The organism is Xenorhabdus cabanillasii (assembly GCF_003386665.1).
Classification (GTDB): domain Bacteria; phylum Pseudomonadota; class Gammaproteobacteria; order Enterobacterales; family Enterobacteriaceae; genus Xenorhabdus; species Xenorhabdus cabanillasii.
The window spans coordinates 1,105,303-1,126,774 of sequence record NZ_QTUB01000001.1 but is presented as its reverse complement, the minus strand read 5'-3'; the positions used below and the strand labels follow the sequence as shown (position 1 = coordinate 1,126,774).

The window sequence follows — 21,472 nt, the reverse complement described above, 5'->3', positions numbered from 1 at the left end:
AGTTAAATAACTCCTTCCTCTGGTGCTGTATATAAAGTGCCTTTTGCTAAATGCAGAAAAGAAACACTTGGATGGCTACGGAGCGATTGTATCGCCCAAGATTCACTTAACACTTGGCTACCGAGATATACGCCTGGGGTTATCTTTTGAGTCAGCATCCCTTCAATAACCGTTGCAATGGCTGCCGCACACAATTCGCTCGCACTCTGCCCCCGCATTTGTAAGCTAGCTAACGTTTGCTTGTGCTCCCCCAGTAATTCGCAATGAAAATGTTGAAAAGGAAGACTCTCAGCTAGATCAGCTATACTTGCATTAACCACAACTGTTGCAGCTTGTGCCACTTCATTCATAGCTAATGCACGCTTTAAAGCAGATTGTATTCGTACCCCTAGATATCCAATCCAGGCTTCAATGGTTCTTACACCTGTTACCTTTTTAATAAAATCCAACTCATCATCTTGATAGGCAATAAATTCAGTAACTTTTGGCAAAATGGAGGCAAAATTCGCCGGTAAAGCATGGTGAGTCATATTAAGGGAGGATTGACTTATCAAACGTTGTTTTGCAGCGACGATGACATCGCTTGCAGCTGCATGGGTGAACTTATCATGACCAACCAATACGAATCGCAGGTGTTGCATGCCTTGAACCTGCCTGCATGCCCATAGTGGTAAAGCTTCTGTCAAACCTGGCATTATTCCACAACCAACCACAGCATGCATGTGATGTCGTTCTATCATCTCAGAAAACTGCTGACGTAGTTTGACAAGTTCTGGATAACCCGCATTGACATCAATGACATCAATACGTTGCTCAATTGCAGCTTTCACAACATTAAGACCAACATTATGGAATGGTCCGCTACAATTTACGACGAGATCACAGCCATGAATAAATGCATTTATTGATTCGATATTACTTCCATCTACCAGCCTCCATAAGAAAGGTGGCTTTGAAAAAGGCAATTCGTTTTGGCTATGACGTGACCCCAATCTCAATGTGTACATACCATGGAAATGAAGTATTGCCGCCAATGCTTGCCCAATACTGCCTTGTGCACCAACGATAGCAATAATTGGATAACTCATTTGCTCACCTCTGGCTGATATTCGAATAGATCAAGTATTTTCTCTATTAATTCACCCTTAGAGATTATTCTCTGTTCCCAATTTCCTAGGCAGTATTGACTCAGTTCGTTCACTTGTGACAGCAACGAAGGATCTGAGTCAGCCACAATAGTGATATCAAACGTCACAAAATACTTAATAGTGTCTTCATCTGCCTGTACATAAGGATTATTTCTATCCAAATCTGGATATAACAACCAACACTGAAGATGCTGAGCAAAGTGATCGGAGTTAAGTCTCCTCCCTAGCGATAGCGCCACTAACGCATCATCACCTTTAGCTATAAGATTGACATACATTTGCCGTATATCAGGTAATTGTGAGAGCGTACTCTGTAACCATTCTTCGAATAATTTATCTTGTTCTATGCTTTCGCATAATGCTGGGTTACATCCGATCTCAATGACCTTACCTAACACACTGAGTTCTTGAGAAATCAGTTCAAAATCAGTATCCTGTTGAAAATTAATAATTATATAAACAACATTACTGTCAGGATAACCTACTCTGGTGGAAAGACGAGAGACATTCTGGATAACCTCTTCGTCGTATAGGATTAGTGCATCTTGATTGTCATTGTCTGCTAATACGATGGAGTGTTGCTGCAATACTTGGGTTATATGAGCGATGGTTCCACCTTCCATTAACAATCGAAGTATGTCGTCAAAATGATGTTGCTCATACTGCTGTTGTTCAACAATTTTTGCGGCAAGTCTAGCGGCAAGAAGTGAGTCACCACCATAATTAAAAAAACCAGTGTTTCTATCAGTCACCTCTGTATTCAAAATAGATGCCCATAAAGCAGCCATCTGCTCTTCTACTTCGTTGGTTAGAGATTGAACATATGATGACGATGGGTGTAGGTTGTTTTCATAAGGTGCAATGAAAGAATAAAGTTGCTTACGATTAACTTTACCGTTATCTGATAATGGGAGTTGTTCAAGTAACTCAATACGATTTGGTAACATGTAGTTCGGCAACCTTTCTGCTAAGTACTGGAAAAGATCATCTTTATCGACAGATTTTTTTTCCAATTGATATTGCGCAATGAAAGTTTGCAAGCCAATATTGGCTAGAGCACCATTGGGTAATGGTGTGATGACAACCCATCCCATAGCTTCCAGCAATTGTTGCCATTCACTCACTGTCAAAAAGGCGCGGCCAGACGGTGCTCGAAAGTCCGTAAGTACCTCGTTATGATCCTTACTGCCCAACATAAGCTCAAGTGAAGCAAGAGCTTCTGGATGTTCATCAGTTGCTTCCAACATAACTAACCACCCTCCTGCTTTGAGGACTTTGGATAGCGTTTTCAATGCTTTTGGGATATCAGGTAATGCATGTAAGACATCACCACAGATAACAATATCAACGCTATTAGCAGGTATTCCTTGCGTAGTTGGTTCTTTAAGCAGATCAAAGTACTTAATAGTAATATTGTCTCTATGACAATATTGCTCAGCGAGATCATTCAAATAATATGCAGAGATATCCGTAATTATGTAGTGTACATTTTGTTCTAAAACAACTTCTATAATACTTTCTGTTAATCCCCCAATACCTGCCCCAACTTCCAAGATAGTACAAGTTGATGACTTTGATTTGGTATGTTGTTCAATAAGTAGTTGAACCGCTTTCGTACTAATCATATTGCATAGACTTGCAGAAGGATTATCTCTAAAAGTTGCTTTAGCAATATGTTTACTACCCTTTGGAAAAAACAAATGTGTCGGATGTGTTTTGCCTTGTAACTGGTCCAATAATTGATTAGCACTGCTACGAAAATAATCCAATAACGCGGAGGGGTAATTACACTGAAAACCTAATTCATATATCTTCCACCATTTTTCATCAAGTCCATCATTATCCAATATATTAATAGAATAAAGATGATGCTGAGATTGCGATATATATCCCTCTTGTGCCAATAAAATGATCCAGCGTTTGATTAACCGTTCGTATTGTATTGATAAGCATAAATTATCAACTAAACACTCAATAGACCATTGTTGTGGAAGGTTCAACTCTTGCAATAATCGCATAATATATAATGTCATGACTTGACGTAGACGGGACGTCATCATAATTAACGCTTCTTGATTAAATAAAGCACTTGATTTCTGTACCACATTTAATTGATTCGATAAATTATGTAGCCATTCTTTACGCTGCTGAATGAGGTATTTTGAAAGCATGTTAGGAACAACAAATGCAACCAATTGTTCAAAATTTTCCTGTTTATCATGAATAACGACGGCTGAAACAATATCAGAATGTTTTTCTAAAATTGAACTAATTTCATCCAATTCAATTCGATGACCACGGATTTTGACTTGCTGATCATTGCGCCCTAAAAATTCTATCTCTCCATTATCAAGATAAAGTCCTAGATCACCTGTTTTATAAATTCGTTGGCTTGATTGAGGGTGATAAATGAAATTTGCCTTAGTTTTTTCCTCATCATTAAAATAACCTATTGCTAACCCTAACCCAGAAATATATATGTCTCCTACTACACCAATAGGACACAGTTCAAACTGGTGATCAAACACTTGCACTTGTTGCCCCGTTAAGGCTCTGCCATATGGGATACGTTCAAGTTGATTGTCCTGAGCTTCAATCTGATGCCAAATAGACCAAATTGCAGCTTCGGTTGCTCCTCCTAAACTCACAATGTCTAAATCAGGAATAATTTTATGAAAATTATCAGCCAGTGTAACCGGAATCCAATCTCCACTCAGTAACATAATTCGTAGAGAATCAATAGAGATATCGGATGTTGCTATCAGGTAGTTATAGAGCATGACAGCTTGAGCAGGCACACTGTTCCACAAAGTTATTTGATGTTGCACTAAAAGTTCACACCAATATCGAGGACTGGAACGTAATGTAGGATCTGGGAGTATTAATTTTGCACCACAAGATAAGGGACCAAAAATATCATATACTGATAAATCAAAACTCAAATTTGCTAAACCAAAGACTACATCTTCTTCTGATAATGATACCCTGTGGTTAACATCCAGAATTGTATTCATGGATGCCTCATGACTCATCGCAACCCCTTTCGGCTGACCTGTTGTTCCCGATGTGTATATAATATAAGCTAAAGATTCAGGTGTAATATCTTTCACGTCATAAGGTTGTCCCTCAGACAAATAAGGCTCAACGACAATAACCTTGCCTTTTTTAAAGGTCATTTGAATGGCAAGCTGTGGTTGAGTCAGTATCAAATCAACATCAGCATCTTCGAGAATGAGTTCTCTTCTAGCCTCTGGCTGTGAAGCATCGATAGGCACATAGGCACGTCCACTGATTAATATGGCTAGAACACTAATAACCTGTTCAACGCCTTTATCCATCACGATAGCAACTAATTGCCCGGGCGCACACTGATCAATTTTGTGAGCCAAGTGGCAAACCGCATTATAGAGTTGCTGGTAAGTCAATTGCTGACCGCTATCGACAACAGCTGTACGCTGCTTAAATCGATGTAAAGATTGTAGCCACGGTTGGTGTAATAGATGCCCTTGATAGGGACTAGAAGTTGGAATATTTGTCCCAATGCTCCGTGAATCGCGCACGACACTATTCACACGTTGCCAATCAAAATCTTGGGATGCAATGTCATCTAATATTTGCTTGTAAGCCGCAAACATATCTTCTAAGGCACGACGTTCTATCACGTCGGCTCGATAATCCCAGTTCATGTATATTTGCCCATCTGCTTCAAGTAATTGGCAATCAAGCCATACTTGTGGTGTCCATGTGATACCATCGCGTAAGCGCAACTCTATTGAACGATTTTCTTCCGTGGTTCCAACAGTGCTGGTAAATACAATAGGTAAGAACGCTGCATCCCTTCCTTTTTCTTTAGCTATTTCGCGTAATACCTCTACACCAGAATAAATGCTATGCTGCATTTCTTTCCATAGTTGTGTTTGTATGTTTTGAGCTCGTTGTGCAAAACTTAGATTGGCAGAATAACTACATTGAAATAAGATAATTTCTGTAAAATCACCGAGAATACTCTGAACATCTTCATGTAATCTAGGACGATTCATCATCGTTAGGTTTAATACAAAATCAGTATTCTTACTCCAACGCCGAATGACCTCGATAAAAACTGTTAATAGAAGAGCTGTTAAGGTCAGCCTCTGCTGTTGAGCTTGTTCTCGTAATCCTTGAAGTACTTTTTGACTAAGCTTAGAAAACATACGCTTAAAGCTATTAATGTGCGTTATCGCGTAAGGATCGGCATTTTTATTCATCGGTAAATTGGGAGCAGTACCCAGATCATTGATTCTATCTCGCCAATATTGACGAGCTTGATAGTAATTGGGGAATGTTTTGAGGCGTTGTTGATGAATGACAATATCACGAAAATTGACATCGCTGATAGGTAACGAGTTTATATCGCCATTTGTTCTTGCGATTAAAAACTCTAATAGCATGTTCACACTGACAAAATCCATAACCATTAAATCCATTAATAAATGAATGATTACAGATTTGTCAGTTCGTGGCGTCAACACCATCTGATATAAGGGCCAACTATTGATTTGTCGTTTAAGACTTGCAGTAAGCATCTGTTCGCGAATCTTTAAACAATGCTGAGTGAGAATGTCTTCCGATATGTTTATTGGTACGTCTGGTGTTATCTGCACTGTTTGATAATCAAATTCTGTCAATACCTGCTGATAACCATCTTCACTGATACGTGTTCTCAAAACAGCATATTGCTTAATGGCTTCATTCAACGATTGTTCAAATCTATCACAAAGTAAGTGTGATACATCTATCTCTAAATATGCCTGACATGGTAAACCGCCATATAGCATACCGCGGCTGCGTCCGAGCAAATAGGCCTCTTGAATTGGAGTCAATGGGAATGGTTCAAATAATGCTTTAGAATCGACAACAATTGAATTATCAACTTCCGCTTTCAACAATTCAATGATAGCTGTTTTTTGTGTTCTAACTTGCTGCTTCAATACATCGGTAAAAACACCCGGCGGAGCCTTAAATCTTAATTGCTCACCATCAACCCAAAGTTCAATGCCAAAATTTCTTAAAGTCACAATGATATTTTCAACCATCATATGATCCCCTCATCTAATATGGCTTGCTGTTGCCGCATCAAATTTTCCGCTAAGCTAGCAATAGAAGGAGAACGCAAGAAATCTTCAAGCTTAATGGCAATATTTGTTTGTCGACGTAATATCTCAATAAACTGGGTGGCTAATAAGCTATTCCCCCCTAAGCTCATAAAGTGGTCATCCCGATTAACCGCTTCAATCCCCAATAACTCCTGCCATATCAAAGCAATTCGTTGTTCCAGCTCCCCTTCCGGTGGTATTGCCTGCCCGACAACCTGTTGTTGGCATAACAACATCAAGGCATTGCGATCAATCTTGCCATTACTTGTCAACGGGAAACTATCCACCACGATGTATTGACTCGGTAATGCATAACTCGCCAAATGCTTAACGAGATATTCACCAATGCAATCCTGTAATACTGAGTGTTCAATACCGTCTTGACATGACAGCACCGCCGCCAGACGTTTATTTCGTTCACCAATGACTAAAACAACTGCTTCCCGGACCCATGGATGCCGGCATAATGCAGATTCTATTTCCCCCAGCTCCAGACGATGTCCACGGATTTTTATCTGGAAATCATTACGTCCTAAAAACTCTATACAACCATCCGGCCAATAGCGTCCTAAGTCCCCGGTACGATACCACCGAACCCCATTGGATATGATAAATTGCTCAGATGTCCGGGCCGCATCACCACGATAACCTATACCAATACCTGTACCGCCAATCCATAATTCACCACTCACCCAATCTGGACAATCCCGCCCCTGGCTATCCACAACTCGGTATTGTTGGTTACTCAGAGGGTATCCATAAGGCACTTTAAGCCAGTCGGGTGATGCCTCTTTGACTTCGTACCAATTCGACCATATAGCCGCTTCAGTCGCACCCCCCAACGCAATAAAACAACTTGAGGGGCTGCGGTATCTCAGCCGCTCGGCTAAATCCAGACCAATCCAGTCACCGGAGAGCAGAGCTAAACGTAGTGTAGCCAGCGAGCCCTCTTCCACGGTGAGTAACATTTCCAGTAACGCCGGCACGCTGTTCCAGATGGTGATCCCATAACGTGCAATGTCTGCCTGCCAGCGATAGGGATCTCTGCGCTCCGATTCTGCCGGTAACACGAGAGAGCCCCCGACACTTAACAGTCCGAAAATATCATAAACAGATAAATCAAAGTCCAACGCCGAAAGAGCCAGGATTTTATCTGATGCATTCACTGAAAAACGGGCATTAATACCCACCACCGTATTCCACGCTGCCTGATGTGTCATCTCAACACCTTTCGGCTCCCCCGTTGACCCTGAGGTATAGATAACATAGGCCAATGCCAGCTCATTTACTGTCACCTTCGGTAAGAGCACCTCACTACGCAGACAAGTGCCTGCTTCATCCATCACAGCGATAACGGGACAATCATTCACTCTCTGGAGACTCGCCACTTGCTTCTGCTCCGTGAGTATTGCGCTCAACCCCGCATTGCGATAGATTCTGTTTCTGCGTTCTGTTGGCTGTTCCACTCCCACCGGAACATAGGCAGCCCCCAGTGACAAGACAGCTAAAACAGCGGCCACTTGTGCCGGGCTTTTGGGTAATGACACTGCGACACATGCACCGCTTGATACACCATTGACTTGTAATGCTTCCGCGATACCTTGAACGTGTGTGAGTAACTCACCATAACTCCAGCGGCCAGAATCCCCCCATTGCAGTGCAACGGCTTCAGGTTGGATACGGGCATGTTCAAGAAAACCATGATGTAAACAAGCGGTCGGGAAGGTGTATTGGGTATGATTTACTTGCCGGCGAACAGCCTGTTGATGCGAAGGTAAAATATCCGGTAAGGGCTCCACCCAATGAGACTGTTCACATGCATGCAATAACAATTGTTCAAATGCGTGGAACATGTCGTCTAATAATCCTGCCGGAAATAGCTCATCGACACTGTCCCAATTAATTAGTAACCCTCCGTTATATTCTACAACCTGGTGATCTAACAAAACTTGCGGAGTTTGAGAGATTCCCCAGTCATAATGGCCAAAACTCAATTCAAAAGGTGCAGTGATATCGATGCCCAAAGTACTAGTGAAGACAATTGGCATTAACATTGTTTCACCTCGTCTACGGCTCAACTCTCTGGTGATATCCATGGCTGAAACACTATTATGTGCAAGTGCACCCCAAAGGTCTTCTTGCACCTGTTGCAGACGTTGCAACCAGTTATCTTCAGCGTTAGGTGTATATGGAAGGAGTATAAGTGAGGTAAAATCACCTAATAAACGTTGAATATCAGGATGATGATATGGACGCTCAAATGTCGTCATGCATAAGGTAACGGCGGGCTGTCCTGACCACCTGATTAAAATTTCAGAGAACGCAGTCGCTAATAATACGGATGGCGTAACCCCATAATATCGAGATAATAACTTAAGCTGTTGCCAGTTTTCACTTTTCAAATAACGAGAACGACGTATAAATTGGGGGTGCGTTAGGGTTTCTGGTGATTTGGCAAGTGGTAATAATGCTGGCGATAACCGATCAAACCGCTCCGACCAATATTGCCATGCAGCCTGTATTTGTTGATGATCTTCTTTCCGATTACGCAAAACATCTCGAAAATTAATCGCTGGTGATTTATCAATAGGCTGACTTGCGTATAACTTACTCCATTCGTTCAACATTACATTGATACTCAATGCGTCCATAATGATATTATCAATACCGAGCATCACTCGTGTTTGATGTTGCGTTCTTACAACCTGAACATTAAATAGCGGCCAATGAGTCGGATCAAAAACATAATGAGATAAAAAATTCCTGACATTCTCTATCTGAGATTCTAATGATTCATTAAAATAGGTTTCTTTTACGATATATTCAGGAACTTCTGCTAAGATACGTTGATGACTTTCTGATGGAAATATTGTTCGTAAGGCATCATGGCGTTTGATCAACTGATTAAGTGTTGATTGCAATTTATGAATATCAATATCGTCAGCAATGAATTCCATATAGTAGTGACAACAAATCCCCCCCAAGTCAAAATGCGGCAAACGCCCAAGCCAATATGCTCTTTGTACCGGAGTGGTTTCAAAGTCCAGAAAACGATTCACTGAATCGTGGTCTATCACATAACTACGGGAGGCATTTTTCGTTGAATCTAATAATCTTAATGTCTTAGTAAAATCTTTGAGTATTGGGTGACGTAAAAAATTTGTTAACGTTCCACCTGTAATACCATTTCGCTTCAATATCTCAATAAACTGGGTGGCTAATAAGCTATTCCCCCCTAAGCTCATAAAGTGGTCATCCCGATTAACCGCTTCAATCCCCAATAACTCCTGCCATATCAAAGCAATTCGTTGTTCCAGCTCCCCTTCCGGTGGTATTGCCTGCCCGACAACCTGTTGTTGGCATAACAACATCAAGGCATTGCGATCAATCTTGCCATTACTTGTCAACGGGAAACTATCCACCACGATGTATTGACTCGGTAATGCATAACTCGCCAAATGCTTAACGAGATATTCACCAATGCAATCCTGTAATACTGAGTGTTCAATACCGTCTTGACATGACAGCACCGCCGCCAGACGTTTATTTCGTTCACCAATGACTAAAACAACTGCTTCCCGGACCCATGGATGCCGGCATAATGCAGATTCTATTTCCCCCAGCTCCAGACGATGTCCACGGATTTTTATCTGGAAATCATTACGTCCTAAAAACTCTATACAACCATCCGGCCAATAGCGTCCTAAGTCCCCGGTACGATACCACCGAACCCCATTGGATATGATAAATTGCTCAGATGTCCGGGCCGCATCACCACGATAACCTATACCAATACCTGTACCGCCAATCCATAATTCACCACTCACCCAATCTGGACAATCCCGCCCCTGGCTATCCACAACTCGGTATTGTTGGTTACTCAGAGGGTATCCATAAGGCACTTTAAGCCAGTCGGGTGATGCCTCTTTGACTTCGTACCAATTCGACCATATAGCCGCTTCAGTCGCACCCCCCAACGCAATAAAACAACTTGAGGGGCTGCGGTATCTCAGCCGCTCGGCTAAATCCAGACCAATCCAGTCACCGGAGAGCAGAGCTAAACGTAGTGTAGCCAGCGAGCCCTCTTCCACGGTGAGTAACATTTCCAGTAACGCCGGCACGCTGTTCCAGATGGTGATCCCATAACGTGCAATGTCTGCCTGCCAGCGATAGGGATCTCTGCGCTCCGATTCTGCCGGTAACACGAGAGAGCCCCCGACACTTAACAGTCCGAAAATATCATAAACAGATAAATCAAAGTCCAACGCCGAAAGAGCCAGGATTTTATCTGATGCATTCACTGAAAAACGGGCATTAATACCCACCACCGTATTCCACGCTGCCTGATGTGTCATCTCAACACCTTTCGGCTCCCCCGTTGACCCTGAGGTATAGATAACATAGGCCAATGCCAGCTCATTTACTGTCACCTTCGGTAAGAGCACCTCACTACGCAGACAAGTGCCTGCTTCATCCATCACAGCGATAACGGGACAATCATTCACTCTCTGGAGACTCGCCACTTGCTTCTGCTCCGTGAGTATTGCGCTCAACCCCGCATTGCGATAGATTCTGTTTCTGCGTTCTGTTGGCTGTTCCACTCCCACCGGAACATAGGCAGCCCCCAGTGACAAGACAGCTAAAACAGCGGCCACTTGTGCCGGGCTTTTGGGTAATGACACTGCGACACATGCACCGCTTGATACACCATTGACTTGTAATGCTTCCGCGATACCTTGAACATGTGTGAGTAACTCACCATAACTCCAGCGGCCAGAATCCCCCCATTGCAGTGCAACGGCTTCAGGTTGGATACGGGCATGTTCAAGAAAACCATGATGTAAACAAGCGGTCGGGAAGGTGTATTGGGTATGATTTACTTGCCGGCGAACAGCCTGTTGATGCGAAGGTAAAATATCCGGTAAGGGCTCCACCCAATGAGACTGTTCGCATGCATGCAATAACAATTGTTCAAATGCGTGGAACATGTCGTCTAATAATCCTGCCGGAAATAGCTCATCGACACTGTCCCAATTAATTAGTAACCCTCCGTTATATTCTACAACCTGGTGATCTAACAAAACTTGCGGAGTTTGAGAAATCATATAATCAGGATTGCCTAACACTACTTTGACGTCTTCATCAATTAATTCACCCATGCCTATTCCACTTGTGAATACAGCAGATGTGATAAACTCCCCACCATTCCGTTTAACAATCTCTCTCAAGATCTCTACACCAGAAAAACTTTGATATCCCATAATTTCCTGAAAAATACGCTGCTGTTTTGCACATGCTTGTTGCAATGTCTGTACATTTCTGAGGTCTAGTTCCAGTACTAAAATATTTGTAAAATCTGCAACCATTTGGTTGATATCTGGAAGAATATTTTGACGATCAAAAATTGGCACATTAATAAAAAAATGTGTCATGTTGGACCATCGGGATAGTACAAGACCATAAATTGTCGTGAACAAAATTGGTAATGTAATACCATTCTGCATACTCATTTGTTTCAGTTGAAGCACATGATAATGAGATAACCAACGAGAACGACGTTTAAATTGAACAGTGGTAATTGATTCAGGAGTGGTCTGTAGTGGTAAAACAATCTGTGATGGTATTCGTTCTATTCTATCCAACCAGTATAATCTGGCTTGTTCATATTCCTGTCGATCATACTTTTGTTTCCACAATAGATAATCTGAGAAAGTAGCTCGAATGGCAGGTAACGTGGTTTGTTTTTGATAAGCCAATGCAAGATCCTTAAGCATTATTCTAATACTCAGCACATCCGCAACTAATAAATCCACTTCAAAATGGATAATCATTTCTTCAGAGAAACGACTAATATTAAAATCGAATACAATCCCTTCTTCTATTGCAAGCTTACGATGTGACCATTTTTTCCTGAGCTGTTGAAGGAAATATTTTCCCTCTTCAGACTGACTTGACACATCACCATAATCGCATACAGAGATTCCTTTCCATTGCCAGTTTTGTATCACCTGTTGTGTGCCATCTTCTAAGAAACGACAACATAGCATCGGATGCCGTTCAACCATATGTGCAATGGCGATATTCAGCCTAGTAATATCTAAATCACGAATATGAAATTCCACATAAAAATGTGCGCTCACACCCCCCAAGGCGAAATGGTTTTCTCGACCAATCCAATATGCATGTTGCACAGGTGTCAAAGCAAAAGGCCCTGTTCCTGAAGAGGGCAATTCACTCGGTAACTGGGCGATTGGAGCGTTATTCAGTATAGAAAGCCAAGCATCAAGATATGGTTTTGACATAAGTTCAGCAAACTTGACAGTAATTCCTTTAGTTTGCCAAATATTGGCCAATTCCATTGTTCTGATTGAATCAAGCCCCCATTCAATAAGACTATCACTTGGATCTATATCTTCAGTATCAATCCCTAAGATATTCGCTAGATCACTTATTAGTTCTTCAAGTGAATAAAATTGACGTCGCAGTCGTAAAGCAAAATCACTCATTGCTCTACGCATTAATATCCATTCTTGACTATATTTGTGCAATATAGCTGTTTCTCCTGATGGACTCGTTGCCTGATCCTTAAAATGTACTTCATCAAGATAGTTCATTATTTAACCACCAAGTAATAGTTTCTAATGGTGTAATTGCATTGTTAAGTAATTAAAAGGAAATTTTTACTTCTTAATCCCCTCCACGATGGGGAATAACATTGTGGGGATTACACGTGTCAATTTCAGACCAGCCTTATCAAACAACATTGCAGACTGCTCTTCGCTACGAGCATGGCCTGAAACCATAGCCATCATTAATAAATCGTAGATACGAGAATAAGTGGTACCTAGATCGGCACTATTACCAGGGATAAGTACAGGATCAATAACAACAACTTTGCCGCTAGGGTTCATAGCCTGAGCAACATTTGAGAGGATTTTGCCAGCGTGTTCGTCGTCCCAATCGTAAATCACGCGTTTAATAATATAGAGGTCGCCATCTTCTGGTACTGTATCAAAAAAGCTGCCGCCGTGGATTTCGCATCGAGAAAGGACACCTGCATTTTCCAGAGTCAAATGAGCTTTATCAACAACATGGGGTTGATCAAACAGTTTACCCTTTACATGCGGTAAAGATTTAAGGAGGAGAGATAATAATCTACCATTTCCACCACCAATATCCACAATAGTTTCAATACCAGAGAAATCATATGCGGCTAAAATTGCACGATATTCCAGTGGAGTAAACGTCGCCATAGCGTTGTCAAACATCAGACTATAATCTTTATGAGAAGCACAAAAGTCCCAGTAATCTTGATCGTGGACTATATCGAAGCAAGCTTTTCCTGTACGCAAACTATAATCAAAACGAGACCAAGCTTTAATGTCTGCATGAAGCATACGGTATCCATCTCGAAGCGAAAGCGTAGAGCGGGTGCTTAATAATTCAGACATCGCCGTTTGTTCAAATATCCCAGGTTCATCTGTCTCTGCAAAAATTCCTTTGCTTGCTAATGCCAGCATTGCTCTATAAAGAGCAAATTCGTTAGCACCAACTTCTTTAGCAATCTCTGCGACTGATTTAGCTCCATCTACAAGACAGTCAGCAACTTTTAGTTCAGAAATAGACCTGATAGTAAAAGGAATAATGTAATCAGCAAGCTCAGTAAACCGACTAATTGCTTCTATTTTACTGATAGCTTTTTTTTCTGTTAAATCAATCATAATAAATATTCCCTTCTCGTTTTATTTGCTCTTCAATGTAGGCAATGATGTTGTCTACTGTTTGAATTCTGTGAGCAGTCGCTCTATCAATGGGGGCTAATTTAAACTTGTCTTCTAATGCAAACGCTAGCTCTGCCATGGATAAAGATTGGTATCCTAGTTGATCAACTAAATGTTCATCTCCCTTTAAATCATGAATTTCGATTGGGCTAAGTTCAATAATCAATGTTTTGATTGATTCTGTAAGTTCAATGCTATTGATTTCCATATAAATCTCCATTTTAAGCTAATATTAAGTTAATTATTTAAACAATGCTTACGACTTGTGATTCAGAAAAACAATTGATTAAAATAATAATTAAGAGTAATTCCTTATAAACATGAAATTCTATTTAACTGAAAAATAGGTGGGATCTTGTTTATTTATTATTTTGCTTTCAACTTTTTTGTTATTTCAAGTAATTGATAAGTTAAGCCACCTAGTTTAGTATCTACATAAGCTGCACGTAAAATAGAAATATGCCGATTCAAACGTTCTGCTTCACGACATAATTTATTGAAGTCCCCTAGATCAGTAAATCCTAATAAAACCTTTCCCATAGGAGATAAATAATTAAACGCTTCAGTTAAAAAACGTTTGTGCGTTTCATATCCATAATCGTAAATAGCCGAATTTAATTCTGATTCTGGTCGCTGTGGTAACCCATCTACAAAACTGGAATTCCAAAAAATGATGTCAAATTGTCTACCAGTTTCAATTTCATTAAATAGATTGCTTTGTATCACCTCAACTTGTTCCTGAACACCGTGTCTCTTAACATTGCTTAATGTGTTTTCAACTGCAACGGATGATATATCTGTAGCTAGGACATGCTTACAACCAGTAAGTGCTACTAAAACGGAAAGATATCCCATTCCACAACCTATCTCACAAAATCTTGTTTCTTGATTGAATTGCAGCCAATTCGGATAAAGTAATGCACCTCTCGTTAAGTGTGGCGCATACACACCAGGCATTAAATCCCAAGTCATTCCGTTCAATGAAAAGGTGATGTTTTGCAGCACACTTTCATGACGTTCTAATAACTCTTCTACAACTGCCTCTCGATATTTACTCATGTTTATTTGACCTTTCATCAATAACGAGTTGGAAATCTTTTTTGAGTGAGTGCGGGTCCGTATGGTGCAGCATCAAGCCAACGAGCTGATGGTTTATAAACATTACTCAGGAGTAAGGCAGCAATAAGTTTTGCTTTATCAATTAACCGAGGGGTTCGAATTGCATTCAATGCTTGTTTTGCTGCGCGACAATTTTCTATAGCTGCCGTCCTGCGAGATAGATCAAAATCGTTAATACACCCTTTACGCCGAGATTCAGAAGTTGAGACTGTGGCTAATGTAATAGCTTGAGCAGCCACATCCGCATCTGCGATACCGCTATTAAGCCCTCTGGCACCATAAGGTGGAAATAAGTGCGCTGCCTCACCAACCAACAAAACACGTCTATATTCATCAACAAAACATTCAGCGACGACTTGATTAAAGCGATAAGTGGATACCCAATCTATATTCGATAAAAAACGTTCTTCAATCAAATTTGATAACCAAGATCTTAGCCCCTTCTGGCTTATCATCCAATCAACATCGTCATCTGGTTTACATTGCAAATCTACTTGCCAACCTCCAGCAAAAGGGATAATTAATACATTTCTCCCCTCTAATTGAGGGTGTTTATAGTGAAATGTTCGTTTTTGCTGATAGGGAGAATTTTCCGAAATAAAATCAATAACGATATGAGTTCCTGGTGATGAATCCCCAACCAGTTTAATATTTAATGAATTACGTGTCTCTGAAGATGCACCATCAGCACCAAGAGCATATTTTGAATAATATGTTGCTTTATTAGTAACGATTCGAACACCTTGTTTATCAGCATTGACTGACTGTACAGGCTCTTCCCAAAGAATATTAATTCCAGTTTCATTACACGCTTCACGCAGCAACTTTTCTGTTTCGCTTTGGCGCAAACTAACAAACGGAGGAAAAATTTCTGTCCCTAATCTTTCAGTTGAAATCTTTTGTGAATACACAAGCTTTCCTGAAAAATAAGTTTGCCGTTCTTGCCATACAAATCCTTTTTCAAAAAAACGTTGTGCCAATGGTTGGTAAAAACGTTCCAACAATTTCAGCGAATCGTGGTGTAAAAATAAAGCCCTACTTCCTGGTCTTATTTTCTCTTCAGCATCAGCTTCAATTACCAGAACACTCAAACCATAGGATTTAAGTGCCAATGCTGATACCAACCCCACAGGGCCTGCACCAATAACAATTACAGATAATGGTAGAGAAGATATATCGACAGTATTCATGCTACTTTTCTCTAATGTTAGCCATAGGTGGTGAATGCAATGCTCGACGTAAAACATACATTTGCTGTTCCAAAGCTTTTATTGAAATATCTGCGGTACGCACCATATATTCAAACGCATGAAATGTACCTGAATAACAATGAAATTCAGTAGGTACTCCAGCTTTTAGTAAGCGGCTTGCATAGGAAAAGACTTCATCACGATAGACTTCTACATCATTCGTCATTAAATAAGTATGAGGCAGACGAGTTAAATCATCGGCTCGATTAGGTACGGCCAAGTAAGAGGGCTCACCTTCTACATCAGTTAGGTAGTATTTCCACATTCTCTCTGCTGCAATTCGATCACCTCCAGGTATATTCTCAAATTCAGACATAGATTCTGTGTTTAGACGGTCATCTAAGGCCGGATAAAGCAGGAATTGAAATATTAGGTTGGGGCCATCATTATCCCGTGCCATTAAAGCGAGTGACGCTGCTAAGGTTGCACCAGTGCTACATCCACCTACAGCGATACGAGTTGAGTCGATATTAATTTTGTGCGCAGAATTAGCTACCCATGTCAACGCAAGGTAACAATCGTTTAGCCCATGAGGAAAAGGATATTCAGGGGGTAATCTAAAGTCTACTGAAACGACGACGCATTCACATTCTATCGACATCCGCTGGCATCGCATATGTTCCACTTCCAGATCACCAAGTACAAATCCTCCACCATGCATATAGACCAAACATGGCTTTTTATCATTTGGTTTTCCGGCTGGTGAATAGACTCTAACACGTAACGCGGAATCCTCTTTTAACCTATCAATAAAATATTCTGAAATAACAACGCGCTCATCTTTTTCAGCTTTACCGATGAAATGTTTAAATTTTTCAATCATAGCTCTTGCTTTTTGATAATCAGCAAGATCTGTGATCGGCATCATATTTGCAACTCTTGCTAGTTGAGCATCTAAAAACCAAGGTGTCGATTTATTCATCACTTTCTACCACTTAATATGATTTGTTGAAATTCCAAATGAACTAGGCAGCTTTGCACTTGCGACTAAAAACATAACAAGTAACTGGTACTACAATGCTCAAAAGTATGACTGAATAAATAATTACAGTGAGTAATGACTCTGAATATTCTTTTCCTAATGCAGCAAGCCGCATTGTTTCAGAAAACACAGATACTGGATTATGGAATATCAGTGGTTGTATCCATTCTGGAAATGCGTTTAATGGTGCCATACTTTGAGATCCAAATATCACCAACAAAAAAAGTATATTCAATAAGATAGTAAGAAGCTCTGTGCTATTATTAATCATTGCAATGATTAAACTGAACCAACTTAACGTTAATGGAACAAATATCAGCGTAATCATAAAACTAGTGAGCGGCAAAGGTGCTATCTTAAATGAGAAGCCTAATGTTAAACCTATAAGAATCAAAAAGACTGATGAAATAAGCACCCTAATAGCTTCGTAAAAAACAATCCCGAGGGGTATACTCATCCATAAAATAGGCATGGACCTAATCCGCTGAAACATCACTGTATTAATTTCAATTTGTAAACTCACCGCAGTAGGTATTGAACCAAGCAGAGCACTGGAAACCAAAATTCCAGGTAACAACCTTTGGATATATTCTTGTTGTTCATATCGCAAAACCGCTCCGCTAAACATCATATAGAAAAATACAAGTAGTAAACCTGGGAAAATAATAGAGGAAACAAACAAAGGTGGTATGCGTAGGAATCGCAGTATATAACGTAATACCTGAGTTAATGTGTTATTGAATAACAGAGATAATATATTCATTGTAAATTCCTTCTCAATATATGATATTGAAAAGCAGAAAAAATAATAACTAACACTAATAAATTTATCAATGGTATTAGATATAACTCTGCACTGAATTCCCCATTTAATGCTGACCGCATTACAGATAAAACAGATGTTACTGGAGAGTAGTAAACTATCGGTTGTATCCACTCAGGAAAAGACTTAAGAGGGGCAAATGCAGTTGAAATCATCATCAGTGGAGCATATATCATAGAGACGATAGCTGATGTATGCTCCTGTATCTTTAACCAGTGACCAATAATTCCCATTCCAAGATTCACTGTGATCAGGAATAGAAGAGGTATCAGAGTAAAAAGCAATATTGAACACCACCCTGAGTAAAAATGCATACCACTTACCCATCCAATAAAAGTGAACACGATAATAGCAACAATACCTTTAATCATATCACCAAACACCCGAGAAAATATTATAGAAATAGGGCTAACTGGCATCGATTTAAATCTTTGATATAAGCCAGATTGGTGATCTTTTGCTATCGAAGAAGCATTTGCCATGGCACTGAATATGATAGCCTGAATAATAATAGAAGCAGGTAACATTTGAGTATAATCAAATCCATCATGAAACATGATCTTACTCATAATTAAAGAAAATAACCCCCAAAAGACTAATGGAAAAATAATTGAGCTAACCCATTGCCCGATATTTATTTGTAAGTGTTTAAATATACGACCAGTTAATGCACCTAAACAAATAAATCCTGACTGATGTAAAATCTTAGGAACCTTTCTTAATAACATCATAAGCTCCTCGTACTTCTTTAAAATTGTCGATAATAGAATAACCTACTAATCGAAGTTCTTCTTAATAATTGCTCGTTATTTTACAGAAAAGATCATCAAGAGAAGGGCGAAAAAATTTCACATCAGAAAGTTCAATAGCTGCTTTATCAAGATTTTTCATTAACTCAATGAATGAAGCCACTCCATGAGTTAAAACGATATTAATACAAAACTGTTGAGCATCTATAGAGGAAATACCAAATTTAGTCATAATTTGTTGAGCAACCAGTAAACTCTCATAGCGATAAAAGTAAACAGACACGGAAAACTTACCATACTGATGTTTTAATTTTTCTGGATTACCACTTGCACAAATTTTACCATTATTGATCAAAATTAAATTGTCAGCTAATTGATCTGCTTCTTCCAAGTATTGGGTAGTTAATATGATGGTAGTATTATTCGATTTTAATGCCTTGACCGTTTCCCATAAATCATGACGACTGATTGGATCTAACCCTGTCGTTGGTTCATCTAAGAATAATATTTTAGGCTGATTAATTAGTCCGACAGCAAGATCTAAACGACGTTTCATTCCACCTGAAAAATTACTTACTCGTTTATGACCTTCATCAACAAGGTTAAATTTTACTAACTGTTGATGAACAATCTGTTTGAGATTCTTACTTTTTATACCAAATAATCTACCAAAGAAAGTTAAGTTCTCCTCAGCAGTAAGCTGTTCATCAAGAGCTGTATTTTGACTCACTACTGAAATGCATTTACGAATTTTTGATGCTTGAGTTCGCAAATCGTAACGATTAATTCTAACAGTTCCCGAATCAGGTATAAGACAGGTCGTAAGTATTTTCACAACTGTGCTTTTACCAGCTCCATTAGGAGCGAGGATAGCGAAAAACTCCCCTTCTGTAACATTAAAAGAGATTTCATCTAGCACTTTCTTTTTTGCAAAAGATTTTGTTAGTTTTTCAACATTAATCACAGTTTACAAGCCCTTTTATTTTGTATGTAACATGCCTAAATCACGGTACACATCAAGAACTCTTTTCCATAATATTTCTACCAGTTATCCCTTTTCATTCAAAAATAATATGTTGCTATTATTGTTATTTTCTGAACTAAGCTCATGTATGAAATACCTATCACCGTAAAAGCTGCATTTTTTGTAACTTCATTCTCATCTTGTCACTCATTAAATCTAAGTTTCTCAATACTAATCCGATTCTGCTAAATATAGTGCGACGAAAATCAATCATAACTGAAGATTGCTTCACAAAGTCAATCCCTCGATATTTTGGAATATCTAAACGTTCCCAAATATCGGTTAATAAAAACCTTTTTTTAATTGCCTCCGCACAATCAAGTACAAACTCTTCTCTAATACGTTTTTCACTAGAAGAAATATTTTGATAATGTTTCCGCAATAAGAGAATACCGAATGTAACGTGCCGACTTTCATCTATAGAAACTAAATCAACAATGCGCCTGATAACCGGATCATGGAACATCGCAGCACCAAGTCGAAAAGTTGCTTCAGCCAATCCTTCAACGATAATTTGCATTCCAAGTACTTTCATATCCCAGCTAAACGCATTCAATGCATCGCTAAGCAAGCTCTTGAGTGGAGCTGACATCCCATATGGTTCCTTAATATAGCGGTCTACATATCTGCTAAAAGTTAAGACATGTCTTGCTTCATCAGCAACTTGTGTTGAGCAGACTAATTTTTGGTCACTATCTGATAAAATCATTGCCAGAGCTGAAGCTCCGACTAGCGCTGCTTGTTCTCCATACAAAAATTGACATACTAACCAAAATTGTAACTCCCATTGGAATTGGGAAAATAATATATTGGTATCTTTTTTCTGGAATTTTGCGAATTCCAATAAAGCGGTATGATTAATGTTGGATATAGCTGAACCATACTCAATATCTTCAATCCAATCTATATCTAGATCTGGATTCCAATTACTACTCTGTGCATTATGATATAAAAAACGAAACTTACTATCAGCCGGAGCTGTTGGTAAACCGTTAACCACTACTTCAATATTTAGTCTAGATGTAAACGCAATACTCATAAGCAGCCCATTTATCAATAATTAATTATTTTCGCTAAGGTTACTTCAGGTAAACACATTAACAATTTACTTCAGGTAAACACATTAACAATGTGTTAATTTTTTGATAACATCATAATATACTTTATCTTTATAATTTCCTTGATATGGATCGCATAATAGCTTTAATTAATTCTTCGAAAGTTAAGTGATTATAAATTGATGTGATGGTAAATTCATCTGATATTAAATGAGGTCTCACTAAATATTCAGTAGCTATATGAATACTGATTCAAGGAAGATTAGAATTCATATAAACATATCTCCCCAAAATTATTACAGAAGAATAGCACTGAGCAATCTACAAAAAAGATTGTAAATCACCTTACATCACATTTCATTCAACAAGAATTAAAAACTTTAATCCTGTCACATATACAGGA

The 21,472-nt window shown here is 39.4% G+C and carries 12 protein-coding genes; all 12 read right to left on the bottom strand.

What is annotated here, in order from left to right; all coding sequences use genetic code 11:
* Window positions 1-2: 2 nt before the first annotated feature.
* Complete coding sequence (locus BDD26_RS05535; RefSeq protein WP_115825786.1) at window positions 3-1,088, bottom strand: saccharopine dehydrogenase NADP-binding domain-containing protein; 1,086 nt, start codon at window positions 1,086-1,088, stop codon at window positions 3-5.
* Window positions 1,085-6,226, bottom strand: a complete 5,142-nt coding sequence (locus BDD26_RS05530; RefSeq protein WP_115825785.1) for a non-ribosomal peptide synthetase — start codon at window positions 6,224-6,226, stop codon at window positions 1,085-1,087. Before BDD26_RS05530 ends, BDD26_RS05535 begins: the two co-directional genes overlap by 4 nt.
* Window positions 6,223-12,897: a non-ribosomal peptide synthetase gene (locus BDD26_RS05525; RefSeq protein WP_115825784.1), complete on the bottom strand. Its 6,675-nt coding sequence runs from the start codon at window positions 12,895-12,897 to the stop codon at window positions 6,223-6,225. Before BDD26_RS05525 ends, BDD26_RS05530 begins: the two co-directional genes overlap by 4 nt.
* 66 nt (window positions 12,898-12,963) lie before the next feature.
* A complete protein-coding gene (locus BDD26_RS05520; RefSeq protein ID WP_115825783.1) occupies window positions 12,964-14,004 on the bottom strand; it encodes a methyltransferase in 1,041 nt (346 codons plus the stop codon).
* Window positions 13,997-14,272: an acyl carrier protein gene (locus BDD26_RS05515; protein WP_170140378.1), complete on the bottom strand. Its 276-nt coding sequence runs from the start codon at window positions 14,270-14,272 to the stop codon at window positions 13,997-13,999. Before BDD26_RS05515 ends, BDD26_RS05520 begins: the two co-directional genes overlap by 8 nt.
* Window positions 14,273-14,430: 158 nt before the next feature.
* Window positions 14,431-15,123 carry a methyltransferase gene (locus BDD26_RS05510; protein WP_170140377.1) on the bottom strand — a complete coding sequence of 231 codons (693 nt, stop codon included), beginning with the start codon at window positions 15,121-15,123 and terminating at the stop codon, window positions 14,431-14,433.
* 17 nt (window positions 15,124-15,140) lie between these two features.
* Window positions 15,141-16,373, bottom strand: coding sequence for an FAD-dependent oxidoreductase (locus BDD26_RS05505; protein WP_170140376.1), 1,233 nt, complete (start codon window positions 16,371-16,373; stop codon window positions 15,141-15,143).
* Window position 16,374: 1 nt separating this feature from the next.
* Window positions 16,375-17,355 (bottom strand): alpha/beta hydrolase, encoded by a 981-nt coding sequence (locus tag BDD26_RS05500; protein ID WP_115825779.1) that lies wholly within the window; start codon window positions 17,353-17,355, stop codon window positions 16,375-16,377.
* A 43-nt stretch (window positions 17,356-17,398) separates the two neighbouring features.
* Window positions 17,399-18,178 (bottom strand): ABC transporter permease, encoded by a 780-nt coding sequence (locus BDD26_RS05495; RefSeq protein WP_115825778.1) that lies wholly within the window; start codon window positions 18,176-18,178, stop codon window positions 17,399-17,401.
* On the bottom strand, window positions 18,175-18,966 hold the full coding sequence (locus BDD26_RS05490; protein WP_170140375.1) for an ABC transporter permease: 792 nt from the start codon (window positions 18,964-18,966) through the stop codon (window positions 18,175-18,177). Before BDD26_RS05490 ends, BDD26_RS05495 begins: the two co-directional genes overlap by 4 nt.
* A gap of 64 nt (window positions 18,967-19,030) precedes the next feature.
* On the bottom strand, window positions 19,031-19,951 hold the full coding sequence (locus BDD26_RS05485) for an ABC transporter ATP-binding protein (protein WP_115825776.1): 921 nt from the start codon (window positions 19,949-19,951) through the stop codon (window positions 19,031-19,033).
* A 160-nt stretch (window positions 19,952-20,111) separates the two neighbouring features.
* Window positions 20,112-21,050, bottom strand: a complete 939-nt coding sequence (locus BDD26_RS05480) for a ferritin-like domain-containing protein (RefSeq protein ID WP_115825775.1) — start codon at window positions 21,048-21,050, stop codon at window positions 20,112-20,114.
* Between the last annotated feature and the right edge of the window lie 422 nt (window positions 21,051-21,472).

What these genes read in the sequence shown, in the direction of transcription:
- BDD26_RS05535 (WP_115825786.1), bottom strand. Translation starts at nt 1,088, where the DNA reads ATGAGTTATCCAATTATTGCTATCGTTGGTGCACAAGGCAGTATTGGG.
- BDD26_RS05530 (WP_115825785.1), bottom strand. Translation starts at nt 6,226, where the DNA reads ATGATGGTTGAAAATATCATTGTGACTTTAAGAAATTTTGGCATTGAA.
- BDD26_RS05525 (WP_115825784.1), bottom strand. Translation starts at nt 12,897, where the DNA reads ATGAACTATCTTGATGAAGTACATTTTAAGGATCAGGCAACGAGTCCA.
- BDD26_RS05520 (WP_115825783.1), bottom strand. Translation starts at nt 14,004, where the DNA reads ATGATTGATTTAACAGAAAAAAAAGCTATCAGTAAAATAGAAGCAATT.
- BDD26_RS05515 (WP_170140378.1), bottom strand. Translation starts at nt 14,272, where the DNA reads ATGGAAATCAATAGCATTGAACTTACAGAATCAATCAAAACATTGATT.
- BDD26_RS05510 (WP_170140377.1), bottom strand. Translation starts at nt 15,123, where the DNA reads ATGAGTAAATATCGAGAGGCAGTTGTAGAAGAGTTATTAGAACGTCAT.
- BDD26_RS05505 (WP_170140376.1), bottom strand. Translation starts at nt 16,373, where the DNA reads ATGAATACTGTCGATATATCTTCTCTACCATTATCTGTAATTGTTATT.
- BDD26_RS05500 (WP_115825779.1), bottom strand. Translation starts at nt 17,355, where the DNA reads ATGAATAAATCGACACCTTGGTTTTTAGATGCTCAACTAGCAAGAGTT.
- BDD26_RS05495 (WP_115825778.1), bottom strand. Translation starts at nt 18,178, where the DNA reads ATGAATATATTATCTCTGTTATTCAATAACACATTAACTCAGGTATTA.
- BDD26_RS05490 (WP_170140375.1), bottom strand. Translation starts at nt 18,966, where the DNA reads ATGTTATTAAGAAAGGTTCCTAAGATTTTACATCAGTCAGGATTTATT.
- BDD26_RS05480 (WP_115825775.1), bottom strand. Translation starts at nt 21,050, where the DNA reads ATGAGTATTGCGTTTACATCTAGACTAAATATTGAAGTAGTGGTTAAC.